Origin of the sequence: Sodalis sp. RH21 (assembly GCF_047324175.1) — a bacterium.
Lineage (GTDB): Bacteria > Pseudomonadota > Gammaproteobacteria > Enterobacterales > Enterobacteriaceae > Acerihabitans.
Genome location: NZ_CP178732.1, coordinates 1,277,722 through 1,290,208 on the forward strand (window position 1 = coordinate 1,277,722; position 12,487 = coordinate 1,290,208).

The 12,487-nt window shown below is 58.9% G+C and carries 11 protein-coding genes; 4 read left to right on the forward strand and 7 right to left on the reverse strand.

Annotation, left to right across the window (positions count from 1 at the left end; translation table 11 throughout):
* Nucleotides 1-91: 91 nt before the first annotated feature.
* Nucleotides 92-3,250 (reverse strand): multidrug efflux RND transporter permease AcrD, encoded by a 3,159-nt coding sequence (gene acrD / locus ACL2XP_RS05925; RefSeq protein WP_413737652.1) that lies wholly within the window; start codon nucleotides 3,248-3,250, stop codon nucleotides 92-94.
* Between the two features lie 274 nt (nucleotides 3,251-3,524).
* On the opposite strand from acrD, the gene nudK reads away from it, so the two are divergent.
* Together nudK and ACL2XP_RS05935 are read left to right on the forward strand one after the other, a co-directional pair.
* The gene (nudK, locus tag ACL2XP_RS05930; RefSeq protein WP_413737653.1) at nucleotides 3,525-4,103 is read left to right on the forward strand and encodes a GDP-mannose pyrophosphatase NudK; all 579 of its coding nucleotides are present in this window, start codon (nucleotides 3,525-3,527) and stop codon (nucleotides 4,101-4,103) included.
* A 124-nt stretch (nucleotides 4,104-4,227) separates the two neighbouring features.
* The gene (locus ACL2XP_RS05935) at nucleotides 4,228-4,935 is read left to right on the forward strand and encodes a phage antirepressor KilAC domain-containing protein (RefSeq protein WP_413737654.1); all 708 of its coding nucleotides are present in this window, start codon (nucleotides 4,228-4,230) and stop codon (nucleotides 4,933-4,935) included.
* 54 nt (nucleotides 4,936-4,989) lie between these two features.
* Here ACL2XP_RS05935 and tkt read toward each other — a convergent pair whose 3' ends face one another.
* From tkt to amiA, 5 genes are all read right to left on the reverse strand, one after another.
* The gene (gene tkt / locus ACL2XP_RS05940; RefSeq protein ID WP_413737655.1) at nucleotides 4,990-6,984 is read right to left on the reverse strand and encodes a transketolase; all 1,995 of its coding nucleotides are present in this window, start codon (nucleotides 6,982-6,984) and stop codon (nucleotides 4,990-4,992) included.
* A 15-nt stretch (nucleotides 6,985-6,999) separates the two neighbouring features.
* Complete coding sequence (gene tal / locus ACL2XP_RS05945) at nucleotides 7,000-7,950, reverse strand: transaldolase (RefSeq protein WP_413737656.1); 951 nt, start codon at nucleotides 7,948-7,950, stop codon at nucleotides 7,000-7,002.
* Nucleotides 7,951-8,102: 152 nt separating this feature from the next.
* Nucleotides 8,103-8,555 carry a YaiI/YqxD family protein gene (locus ACL2XP_RS05950; RefSeq protein ID WP_413737657.1) on the reverse strand — a complete coding sequence of 151 codons (453 nt, stop codon included), beginning with the start codon at nucleotides 8,553-8,555 and terminating at the stop codon, nucleotides 8,103-8,105.
* On the reverse strand, nucleotides 8,555-9,478 hold the full coding sequence (gene hemF / locus ACL2XP_RS05955) for an oxygen-dependent coproporphyrinogen oxidase (RefSeq protein ID WP_413737658.1): 924 nt from the start codon (nucleotides 9,476-9,478) through the stop codon (nucleotides 8,555-8,557). Before hemF ends, ACL2XP_RS05950 begins: the two co-directional genes overlap by 1 nt.
* A gap of 110 nt (nucleotides 9,479-9,588) precedes the next feature.
* Nucleotides 9,589-10,470 (reverse strand): N-acetylmuramoyl-L-alanine amidase AmiA, encoded by an 882-nt coding sequence (amiA, locus tag ACL2XP_RS05960; RefSeq protein ID WP_413737659.1) that lies wholly within the window; start codon nucleotides 10,468-10,470, stop codon nucleotides 9,589-9,591.
* Between the two features lie 251 nt (nucleotides 10,471-10,721).
* On the opposite strand from amiA, the gene ACL2XP_RS05965 reads away from it, so the two are divergent.
* A complete protein-coding gene (locus tag ACL2XP_RS05965) occupies nucleotides 10,722-11,147 on the forward strand; it encodes a GNAT family acetyltransferase (RefSeq protein WP_413737660.1) in 426 nt (141 codons plus the stop codon).
* 37 nt (nucleotides 11,148-11,184) lie between these two features.
* Here ACL2XP_RS05965 and ACL2XP_RS05970 read toward each other — a convergent pair whose 3' ends face one another.
* Entirely contained in the window at nucleotides 11,185-11,592 is a 408-nt protein-coding gene (locus ACL2XP_RS05970; RefSeq protein WP_413737661.1) for a YgiW/YdeI family stress tolerance OB fold protein, read from the reverse strand.
* A 272-nt stretch (nucleotides 11,593-11,864) separates the two neighbouring features.
* Here ACL2XP_RS05970 and ACL2XP_RS05975 point away from each other — a divergent pair, with 272 nt between their 5' ends.
* The gene (locus ACL2XP_RS05975) at nucleotides 11,865-12,455 is read left to right on the forward strand and encodes an RpoE-regulated lipoprotein (RefSeq protein WP_413737662.1); all 591 of its coding nucleotides are present in this window, start codon (nucleotides 11,865-11,867) and stop codon (nucleotides 12,453-12,455) included.
* The last annotated feature ends 32 nt before the right edge of the window (nucleotides 12,456-12,487 follow it).

Here is a 12,487-nt window from a genome sequence, read left to right on the forward strand (position 1 = left end):
CACCGCAGTCTTAATGGAATAATCGCACATTACACCAAGGCCACCCCGTAAAGGTGGCCTTTGCTTTTTGCCGTTTGAGCCGGCGCTGGGCTTAAAGCGTATCGGTATCCACATCTTCCGGCAGCAGGCTGATGCCCGTATCAGGATGCTCTTTGGCCGGGAACCGGCGGCGAATCAGCACAAAAAACAGCGGAATGAAAAATATCGCCAGCACCGTGGCGGAAATCATGCCGCCGATAACGCCGGTGCCCACCGCATGCTGGCTGGCAGACCCCGCCCCGCGGCTGATGGCCATCGGCAACACGCCGAAGACAAATGCCAGGGAGGTCATCAATATAGGCCTTAACCGCAGGCGCGACGCATGCAGGGTGGCTTCAATCAGGCCTTGGCCCCGCTGATTCAGTTCATTGGCGAATTCGACGATCAGAATGGCGTTTTTCGCCGACAGACCGATCACCGTCAGCAGGCCCACCTGGAAATAGACGTCATTTTCCAGCCCGCGCATCCAGGTGGCCGCCAGGGCGCCGACCACGCCCAGCGGGACCACCAGCATGACGGAAAACGGAATCGACCAGCTTTCGTATAATGCCGCCAGGCTTAAAAACACCACCAGCAGCGAAATGGCGTATAACGCCGGGGCCTGGGCGCCGGACAGGCGTTCCTGATAGGACATCGCGGTCCACTCCAGCCCCATGCCGTTAGGCAACTGCGCGACCAATTTCTCCATCAAGTCCATCGCCGTACCGTTACTTACGCCCTCCGCCGCTTCGCCGACGATTTCCAGGGAGGGGATGCCGTTGTAGCGTTCCAGCCGCGGCGAGCCATATTCCCAATGGGAGGTGGCGAACGCCGAGAAAGGCACCATGCCGCCGGTGCCGTTACGCACGTACCAGCGATTGATATCTTCCGGCAGCATCCGGTATTTGGCCGCCGCCTGGACATAGACCCGCTTAACCCGGCCGCGGTCGATAAAATCATTTACATAGTTCGACCCCCAGGCGGTTTGCAGCGTGTCGTTGATATCGGCGATGGCCACCCCGAGGCTTTGGGCCTTGCGTTGATCGATATCGATCTGCAATTGAGGGCTGTCGTCGAGCCCGTTGTGCCGCACGCGTGAGAGCAGGGGAGAGGCGGCCGCACTGGCCAATAATTGATCGCGCGCCTGCATCAACGCCGCATGGCCCTGGGCGGCTTTATCCTCCAGCATCATATCGAAACCGGCGGCGTTGCCCAGCCCGGAAATGGCCGGGGGATTATTGGCCAGCACCCGCGCTTCGGGAATCTGGTTAAAGGCTTTGGTGGCCCGCGCGATAATAGCCGACGCGGAGCGGTCGTCACCGGGACGATCGTCCCAGCCTTTAAGCCTGATAAACAGGCGGGCGACATTCTGCCCGTTGCCGCCGGGGCCGGCGCCGATGGTGGAGAATACCGACAGAACGTTATTTTTTTCTTTAGTCAGGAAATATTGTTCCACCTGGCTGACCACTTTAAGGGTTTGTCCCTGGGTGGAACCGGTGGGCAACTGCACCTGGCCCATAAATACCCCGCGATCTTCCTGGGGTAAAAACGAGGTGGGCAAATGTAAAAACAGCAGCGCCATGCCGGCCAGCAGCAGGCCGTACAGCAATAACCAGCGCGCGCTGCGCTGCAATAACCGCGTCACGCCCCGCTGATACCGCTCGGCGCCTTTGTCGAAATAACGGTTGAACCAGCCGAAAAATCCCCGCTGCGCGTGCTGGTGATTCTTGGGGACGGGTTTAAGCAGGGTGGCGCATAACGCCGGGGTTAATATCAAGGCCACCAGCACCGACAAGACCATGGCCGCGACAATCGTTACCGAGAATTGCCGGTAAATGGCGCCGGTGGTGCCGCCAAAAAACGCCATGGGCACAAATACCGCCGACAGCACCAGCGCGATGCCGACCAGGGCGCCCTGGATCTGCCCCATGGATTTGCGCGTCGCCTCCCGCGGGGAAAGGCCCTCCGCGCTCATCACGCGCTCGACATTTTCCACCACCACGATGGCGTCATCCACCAGCAGGCCGATGGCCAGCACCATGGCGAACATGGTCAGGGTGTTGATACTGAAACCGCTGGCGGATAGCACGGCGAAAGTGCCGAGCAACACCACCGGCACGGCGATGGTGGGAATCAACGTCGCGCGGAAATTCTGCAAAAACAGATACATCACCAAAAATACCAATACGATGGCTTCCAGCAGCGTTTTTACCACGTCCTCGATGGACGCGGTGACAAACGGCGCCGTTTCATAGGCGATTTCGGCCTTTAGCCCGTGGGGAAAAAACGGGGCCAGTTCCGCGAGTTTCTGCTTTACCTGCTTATTGGTATCGAGCTCATTGGCGCCGGAGGCCAATTTAATGCCCATCCCCGCGGCGGCCTGGCCGTTATACCGGGTCAGATAATCGTAGTTTTCCGACCCCAGTTCCACGGTCGCCACCTCGCCCAGGGTAACCGTGGAGCCGTCGGTGTTTACCCGCAGGGTGATGGCGCGAAACTGTTCCGGTGTCTGCAATTGCGCCTGGGCATTGATGGTCGCGTTCAACGCCTGCCCGTCCACCGCCGGGGTGCCGCCGAGCTGGCCGACCGCCACCTGGCTGTTTTGCGCCTCGATCGCCGAGACGACATCGCTGGTGGTGAGCTGGTAATTATTCAGGGCGTCGGGATTGAGCCAGATGCGCATGGAGTACTGCGAACCGTAGGCGTCTATGGAACCGACGCCGCTCACCCGGCTCAGCGGTTCTTGCAAATTGCTGACCATATAATCGGCGATGTCCGACTTATCCATCGAACCGTCGGTGGACACGAAGGCCACCATCATCAAATTACTGTCGCCGGTTTTGGTCACGGTGATGCCTTGCGTTTGCACCGCCTGGGGCAGCCGGCGCTGCGCCACCTGTAATTGGTTTTGCACTTCCTGCATCGCTTCGTTGGGATCGGTGCCCGCCAGGAATGTCAGGGTAGTGGTGGCCTGGCCGGTATTGCTGCTTTGCGAGGCCATATAGAGCAGATTATCCAGGCCGGTCATGTTTTGTTCGATAATTTGCGTGACGGCATTTTCCAACGTCTTGGCCGAGGCGCCGGGATATTTGGCGGTGATGCGTATGGTGGGCGGAGTTAATTTCGGATACTGCTCAATCGGAAGCGTAAAGATGGCCATGGTGCCGGTTAAAGCAACGATAATCGCCAACACCCACGCGAAAATCGGGCGATCGATAAAAAAGTTAGCCATTCAATAAAACCCCAGGGCGATTGTTCCGTAATGATAAGGCCAATTCGCAGAAATCGTTAAGCACCTTTGTGAGGATACTTTACCCGCCGGCAGGGTATAAAACGTGAAGAAAAAAAGGAGATCATGTAAAAAAGTGATGGGGTTGTTTTACTGTGCCAGGCCCATGGCCACAGGATGTAGCGGATTTTTACCGTGAATTGCTCTGTGCTTACCCGCGCTTTGCGTTATGATCGCCGGCTGAATTGTCGTTTCCAATGAGTCTATCGAGGATATTATGCCGTTGAATGTAAAAATCATCGAAAATAAGTTGTTATCCGATCACTGGTTTATCCTGCGGAAATTTTTATTCGATCTCAAGAGAAAAGACGGCGGCACGGTACGGCAGATGCGCGAAGTTTACGATCGCGGCAACGGCGCCACTATCCTGCTCTATAACCGCGTCAAAAATAGCGTGGTGCTTATTCGCCAGTTCCGCATGCCCACCTATGTTAATGGCAACCCCACCGGGATGTTGCTGGAAACCTGCGCCGGTTTGCTGGACGACAATTCGCCGGAAGAGTGCATCAGGCGGGAGGCGATTGAAGAGACCGGATATGCCGTGGGCCAGGTGGAAAAGGTGTTTTCCGCGTATATGTCCCCCGGGGGCGTCACCGAGATAGTACATTTTTTCGCCGCCGAATATAACGAGTCGCTGCGCGACAATAGCGGCGGCGGTATCGAAGATGAGGATATCGAAGTGCTGGAGATCCCCTTCGGCGAGGCCCTGGCCATGGTGGGGGACGGCCGCATCAGGGACGGCAAAACCATTATGCTGTTGCAGCATGCGCAAATCAAAGGCTGGCTGAAAGGATAAGCGCCTGGCGCGGAACCGTTGCGGCTTACTTTACCAAAGGACTGGATAAATACACAGGTGTGCTGTATATTTATTACACTGCTCTACGGAGCCGGTGTGTCCTGACATTAGAATGGTGAAAGCTATGATGATATCCGCAGCGGGTTTTGAATCCCCTCATCAAACGGTCTCAATGAGCAGCCGGGAACTGGCTGAACTGATTGGGACGTCCCATGGTGAAGTAAAACGCCTGATCGGCAGCCTGGAAACGGCCCAGCGCTTAACCCAGCCCCTGCGGCCGGTGGACTACCAGTACCAGGGTGAAACCCGGCAGGAGTACCTGCTCAACAAGCGCGACTCCCTGATGGTTATCGCCCGCCTGTCGCCCACCTTCACCTCGGTGGCGCTCGATCGCTGGCATGAACGCGAACTGCTGCACGATCTGCCCGATTTCACCAACCCGGCGGTCGCGGCCCGCGCCTGGGCGCAGGAGTACGAGCGGCGTCAGGCGCTGGAAAAACATCTTGACCTGCTAGCGCCGAAAGCGGACTTTTTCGACCGCTACGTGCAGGTGGACGGGGCCATGGGGTTTCGCCAGGTATGCAAATTGCTCAAGGTGAAAGAAGCGGATTTCCGGCAGTTTTTGCTGGAACGCCAGATTATGTATCGTCTTGCGGGAATCTTGACGCCTCACCAGCAGCACCTCGACGCGGGGCGTTTTGAGCTGCATATGGGCACCGGCGCCAACCGCCATGCCTTTTCCCAGGCCAGGTTCACCGCTAAAGGGGTGAAATGGGTTGCCGGTTTGTGGGCGGCGCGGCGCGATCGGCAGCAAAAAAGCGCGGCCGCATAAAAAAAATGCCGTCCGGGGTTAACCGGCCGGCATTGATTTACTGCTAACGCAGGCTTATTTCAGCAAGCCGCGCGCTTTATCCAGCACGTTTTCGATGGTAAAACCGAACACTTTGAACAGCTCTTCGGCAGGGGCCGATTCGCCGAAGGTGGTCATGCCGACGATGGCGCCGTTCAGGCCGACATATTTGTACCAATAATCGGCAATACCCGCTTCAATGGCCAGGCGCGCCGCAACCCCATGGGGCAGCACGGCTTCGCGATAGGCCGCGTCCTGCGCATCGAATACGTCGGTGGACGGCAGGGAGACGACCCGGACCTTGCGGCCTTCGCCGGTCAGTTTTTCCCAGGCGGCTACCGCCAGCTCCACTTCCGAACCGGTGGCGATGATAATCAGCTCCGGCTGTCCGTCGGCATCCTTGAGGATATAACCGCCGCGGGCGATATCCGCCAACTGCTGCGGCGTACGATCCTGCTGCGCCAGGTTCTGGCGCGAAAGGATCAGCGCGGTGGGGCCGTCATGGCGCTCGATGGCCTGCTGCCAGGCCACGGCGGACTCCACCTGATCGCACGGGCGCCAGGTGCTCATATTCGGCGTCAGCCGCAGGCTGGCCAGCTGTTCGACCGGCTGGTGCGTCGGGCCGTCCTCGCCCAGGCCGATGGAGTCATGGGTATACACCATAATTTGCCGGGCTTTCATCAGCGCCGCCATGCGCACCGCGTTGCGGGCATACTCGACGAACATCAGGAAGGTGGCGGTATACGGCACAAAACCGCCGTGATGGGCGATACCGTTGGCGATGGCGGTCATACCGAACTCGCGCACGCCGTAATGGATATAGTTGCCCGATGCGTCGTCGGCGATGGAGACGGATTTCGACCAGATGGTCAGGTTGCTGGGCGCCAGGTCGGCGGAGCCGCCCAGCAGTTCCGGCAACAGCGGACCATAGGCTTCCAGGGCATTTTGCGAGGCTTTACGGCTGGCGATATTCGCCGGGTTGGCCTGCAGCTTTTCGATATAGGCCTGGCTCTGCTGCTGCCAGCCGTCAGGCAACTTACCGGTGGTGCGGCGTTTGAACTCCGCCGCCAGCTCCGGGAAGGCGTGTTCATAAGCCGCGAATTTCTCGTTCCAGGCGGCCTCGCGTTCGGCGCCGGCCCGTTTGGCGTCCCAGCCGTCATAGACCTCTTGCGGGATCACAAACGGCGGCTCGTTCCAGCCCAGCTGTAGGCGGGTGGCGGCGATTTCGTCATTGCCCAGCGGTGCGCCGTGCGCGCCGTGGGTGCCGGCTTTATTCGGCGACCCGAAGGCGATTACCGTTTTACACAGCAGCAGGGAAGGGCGGTCGGTAACGGTGCGCGCTTCTTCAATGGCGGCTTTGATGGCTTCGCTGTCATGGCCGTCCACGTGGCGCACCACGTGCCAGCCGTAGGCTTCAAAGCGCCCGGCGGTGTCGTCGCTAAACCAGCCTTCCACGTGGCCGTCGATGGAGATGCCGTTATCATCGTAAAAGGCCACCAGTTTGCCCAGCTTCATGGTGCCGGCCAGGGAGCAGACTTCGTGGGAGATGCCTTCCATCATGCAGCCGTCGCCTAAAAACACATAGGTATGGTGATCGACGATGTCATGGCCCGGACGGTTGAACTGCGCCGCCAGGGTACGTTCGGCGATGGCGATACCCACCGCATTGGCGATGCCCTGGCCCAGGGGGCCGGTGGTGGTTTCCACGCCGTCGGTATAGCCGTACTCCGGATGGCCCGGGGTTTTTGAATGCAGCTGGCGGAAATTTTTCAGTTCGGAGATCGGCAGGTTATAGCCGGTGAGATGCAGCAAGCTGTAAAGCAGCATCGAACCGTGACCGTTGGACAGGATAAACCGGTCGCGATCCATCCATTTCGGATTGGATGGGTTATGCACCAGATAATCGCGCCACAGCACTTCGGCGATATCCGCCATGCCCATCGGGGCACCGGGATGGCCGGAATTGGCTTTTTGGACAGCATCCATGCTTAACGCACGGATGGCATTGGCAAGCACTTTACGAGAGGTCATTGAAGGCTCCAAAGATTACAGTTTTGCCGAAAGAAGATCTTCCAGGCTCTGCTGGTCCACCGCGAACTGACGGATACCTTCGGCCAGTTTATCAACGGCCATCGGGTCCTGGTTATGTTCCCAGCGGAATTCGGGTTCCGACAGCGGCGCCGGCTGGTGATATCCTTCGGTGGAAGGGGAAAGCTTGCGTTCGACAGGTTCTTCGCTGTTATGCAGTTCTTCCAACAGATTCGGGGAAATGGTCAGGCGATCGCAGCCGGCCAGGGCCAGGATTTGCTCGGTTTTACGGAAGCTGGCGCCCATGATCACAGTCTGGTAGCGATGCTGTTTATAGTAGTCATAGATGGCGCGGACCGACTTCACGCCCGGGTCCTGCTCTACATCATAGGGATTCATTGGCTTACGCTGATTGTACCAGTCATAAATACGGCCAACGAAAGGCGAAATCAGATAGACCCCGGCTTCGGCGCAGGCGCGGGCCTGGGCGAAGGAGAACAGCAGGGTCAGGTTGCAGTTGATGCCTTCACGCTCCAGCTCTTCCGCCGCTTTGATTCCTTCCCAGGTGGATGCCAGTTTGATCAGAATGCGGGATTTGTCGATGCCTTGTTCCTGATAGAGGCCAACCAGTTTACGGGCCTTGGCCACGCACATGCCGCGATCAAAGGACAGGCGGGCATCCACTTCGGTGGAGACGCGGCCGGGGACGCTTTTGAGGATCTCCACGCCGATATTCACCGCCAGCTTGTCGCTGGCATTGATGATCTGGGTTTCGCGGTTGCCGCCCTGCTTGCGGGCATAGGCCAGCGCGTCTTCGAACAGCGGCTGATAAGCGGTCAGGCTGGCGGCCTTGAGAATCAGCGACGGATTGGTGGTGGCATCCTGCGGCGTGTAATGGCGGATCGACTCAATATCGCCGCTGTCGGCCACGACGGTAGTAAACTGTTTTAAAGCTTCTAACTGATTCATTTCTCAACTCCATGAAGGAAACACGACACCAAGAATAAGTTACCATTAACTTAAGAATAACACTGCCTCAACAAGACGCAGAATGAAATACGCTTTTTCTGATTATTATGATGGTCAAAATCGATGCCGGCCCCTATTTCCCCTGGGGCGCATCAGGCTTTAGCCTGCTGTTGTAGCCAGCGGTCCAGTTCGCGGGCGAACTCCTGGCGCTCGCGCTGGCTCAGCGGCGGCGGACCGCCGGTCTGGATGCCGCTGGCGCGCAGGGTATCCATAAAGTCGCGCATGGTCAGCCGCTCGCGAATCGTCTCCGGCCGATACAGCTCGCCGCGCGGATTAAGCGCCACCGCGCCTTTTTCCAGCACTTCCGCCGCCAGCGGGATATCGGCGGTGATCACCAAATCGCCCGGGCCGACCCGGCGGACGATTTCATTATCGGCCACGTCGAATCCGGCGCCTACGCGCAGGGTGCGGATAAACGGCGACGGCGGCACCGCCAGCGTTTGATTCGCCACCAGCGTCACCTGGATCGATTGGCGCTGCGCGGCGCGAAATAAAATCTCTTTGATAACTTTGGGGCAGGCATCCGCATCAACCCAAATCGCCATTAGTTCTCTCCCTGTGGCAGCCAATCGCGTACCGGCAGAAAATCCCGGTACAGCGCCGCTTCCGGACTCTCCGGTTCCGGTTGATAATCATATTCCCAGCGCACCAGCGGCGGCATGGACATCAGTATGGATTCGGTGCGTCCGCCGGATTGCAGCCCGAACAGCGTACCGCGATCCCAGACCAGATTGAACTCCACGTAGCGCCCGCGGCGGTACAGTTGAAACCGGCGTTCCCTTTCGCCCCAGGGCAGATCCTTGCGCCGCTGCACTATGGGCAGGTAGGCGTCCAGGTAGCCGTGGCCGACGGCGCGGGTAAAAGCATAGGCCCGATCAAAATCGGGCGTATTGAGATCGTCGAAAAACAGTCCGCCGATGCCGCGCGCTTCCTGGCGATGCTTTAAGAAAAAGTAGTCGTCGCACCAGGTTTTATAACGGGGGTAGACCTCGGCGCCAAAAGGGCGGCAGAGATCGTGGGCGGTTTGGTGCCAATGTACCGCGTCTGCGGTAAAGCCGTAGAACGGCGTCAGATCAAAACCGCCGCCAAACCACCATACCGGCTCGGCGCCGGGTTTTTCAGCGCTAAAAAAACGCACGTTGGCATGGCTGGTGGGGACGTAGGGGTTTTCGGGGTGGACCACCAGCGAAACGCCCATGGCCTGGAACGCGCGGCCCGCCAGCTCGGGGCGGTGGGCGGTGGCGGACGCTGGCAGGCGGGCGCCTTCGACATGGGAAAAATTGACCCCCGCCTGTTCGAACACCTTGCCTTTATTCAACACCCGGGTGCGGCCGCCGCCGCCTTCGCCCCGCTGCCAGCGATCCTCCTGAAAACCGGCGCCGCCGTCCGCGGCGGCCAGGGCGTCGCACAGGATATCCTGGAGGTTTAGCAGAAAAAGTTTGATGTGTCCGATATCGGGTTGATTCATTAGGCCGGCTCATGGTTGATCGGGCGCCGCGCGTGAATAATCGGACGCAGGAGGTATCAGAGCGAGACAGTATAACCCGGCGGCGGTCCGCGACCAACCGGCGCGGAACTTCAGCGGTGCGCGGCGGAGCCGGCGCGCAGCTGGTGGGCGTCGAAATAGGCGAAGAAATCAACGATGCCGTTGCTGATGGCCAACGCGATGCGATCCTGGAACGCCGAGGTTTCCAGCAACTGCTCCTCCTGATGATTGGTTATAAAGGAGGTCTCCACCAACACCGACGGAATCGACGCGGATTTCAGCACCGCGAACGCCGCCTGCTCGGTATGCTGGCTGTGGAGCTGGTGCACCGGCCTGATATGATTGAGTAAATGGCGGCCCAGCGTCAGGCTATTGCGGATGGTATCGGTCTGGACCAGATCGAACAACACCTGCTGTAGATAATTATCCTGTTCCTTGTATTTGCCCCCGGCCACGTCGTCGGCCGCGTTCTCTTTTTGGGACAAATAGCCGGCCATGGCGCTGCTGGCGCCGCGATTGGACAGCGCGAAGACCGACGCGCCGGCGGCGCTCGGGCTGGTAAAACCATCGGCATGAATCGACACGAACAGGTCCGCCTGATGCTGGTGCGCCAGTTCCACCCGGCGAAACAGCGGAATAAACTCGTCCTGCTCGCGCGTCAGGCGGGTCTGGATATGGGCATGCTGCGCCAGGTTGGCCCGTACTTTATTGGCGATCGCCAGCACCACATGTTTTTCCTTGACGCCCTGATGGCCGATGGCGCCCGGATCGATGCCGCCGTGGCCGGGGTCGATCATCACGCAATGCGGACCGCCGGCGGGCTTGGGGCCCCCCTGGCCGGCCGGCAGCAGGGCGCCGGCGGCAAACCCCGGCCGACTGGCGATAGCCGCCACGGCCAGGCAGGAGAGCAGCATCTGGCGACGGGTCTGCAACGCGGTAAGGGACGACACTAGCGTAAAATTTTTTATATCCATGGTAAAACGAACCGATCGCTCAAAAGTGGCGGCAATGGTTAGGGTATAACATACTATTCCCCGGCGGGCGATCGGGTAACTATTTCCATCTATTACCCGCGCAATATATTAGCCGGGCGCGAGCTTGGGCGCGCTGCCGATCAAAATCGGCAAGAAATGCCCGTTATGGCCACGATGTTATTTGCCTTCGCGGTAAATAACGCGATAATCAAGCCATTAGGTCCATTTGCTTGAAATTACGGCGGTCAACTATGGAAATCCGTGTATTTCGTCAAGATGATTTCGAAGAGGTTATCACGCTCTGGGAGCGCTGCGACTTATTGCGTCCCTGGAACGATCCGGAAATGGATATCGAGCGCAAACTCAATTGCGGCGCCGACCTGTTTCTGGTGGCCGAGGTGTCCGGCGCGCTGGTCGGTTCCATTATGGGCGGCTACGACGGACACCGCGGCTCGGCCTATTATCTGGGCGTACATCCGGATTACCGCGGACGCGGCATCGCCAACGCGCTGATCAGCCGCCTGGAGAAAAAGCTCATTGCGCGCGGCTGCCCGAAAATCCACCTGATGGTGCGCGAGGACAACGAGGCGGTGATCGGCATGTATGAGAAGCTGGAATATGAATTGGGCGACAGCGTGACCCTGGGCAAACGGTTGATCGAGGATCAGGAGTACTGATCGCGCGGGGCCGGGCGTCGCGCCGGCCCCGGCCGGGCTACTGCTTCAGCAGATGCTTGACGTCTACTTTATCGCCGTGCCGGTCTTTATCCAGTTCGCCGCTGATGACCACCAAATCCTTGGGCGACACATCCTGGCCGTTCCATGCCTTGTTCTCCACTTTAATCTCGATGGCGCCGGTATGATCGCGGAACTGGTAGCGGTCATCGCCAATTTTTTTCTCGATATTTCCCTGCAGGGTGACCCAGGTGTCATCTTTCATCCGTTTGGCCTGCTCAACGGTGGTTTGCTTGGCATCGTCGGAACCTTTGAAACCGCTTTGCTGCTTGCTGGGGGGCGGGGGCGGCTCATCGCCGTGAAAGCCGCCGGGCTGGGACAACGCCGGCAGGCTGCATAACGCAAAGGCGGTGCAGGCGAACAGTGCAGCGATGGTCTTGGTTTTCATTAATTGCTCTCCTTTGATTTAACCCGCCTTGTCACGCAGCGGCGCGGCGGGTAGGGTAAGTTCCTGACATCTTGTCATTATCGGCCGCCGCGGGGGCGTAAATGGATGACGTATGCCGCCCATGAATAAGCATGGCACAGCGGCCATGATTTGCGAATCCGCGGCGCCGGGGGGCGAATCGGCGGGCCGGAGAAAAAAGGAATGGCACTTTTAGGCCGCGCCGGTATCCAATAGCCCAAGCGTAAGGCAAATTTATCAATCAAGGAGCACATATGAAGCAGCTGCGTCCGTTAGTCATCGGGCTACCCATTCTATTGGCAGGCTGCTCGACCCTGTCCCATTTTTCGTGGTCGAGCCTGTCGCCGTTGAATTGGTTCGGCAGCGAGGCCGCGGTAAGCGACGCCGGCGTAGGCAAAGTCACCGCCGCCACGCCGCTTAACCAGGAAGCGCTTGAGCAGGCGCTGGGCGGCGGTTACCGTCTGCGCAGCGGCATGGAAACCCAAAACGGGGGCATTGTCGCCTTCTACCAGGCCTTGAAAGACGACCAGATCAAAATGACCTTTTATGGCCCCGCCGCGGGTAAAGTGCAGCGTGTGGACGTCACCGATAAAGATGTCGCCAGCGCATGGGGCGTGAAAATCGGCACGGGATTCAGCGATCTCTACGGTAAAGCCTTTGGCGCATGCCAGCGCGGCACCGGCGACGATCGGGAGGCCGTGGTGTGCGCCGCGCCGCAAAGCGCCCATGTCAGTTATGTCTTCACCGGCATTTGGCACGGTCCGGAAGCCCTGATGCCGGCCGACGATACCCTGAAAAGCTGGCAGGTCAGCAAAATCGTCTGGCACGCCCTTCCCCTGCAATAGTTTCCCTACAGTAGAAAGCCACGCAAACAGCG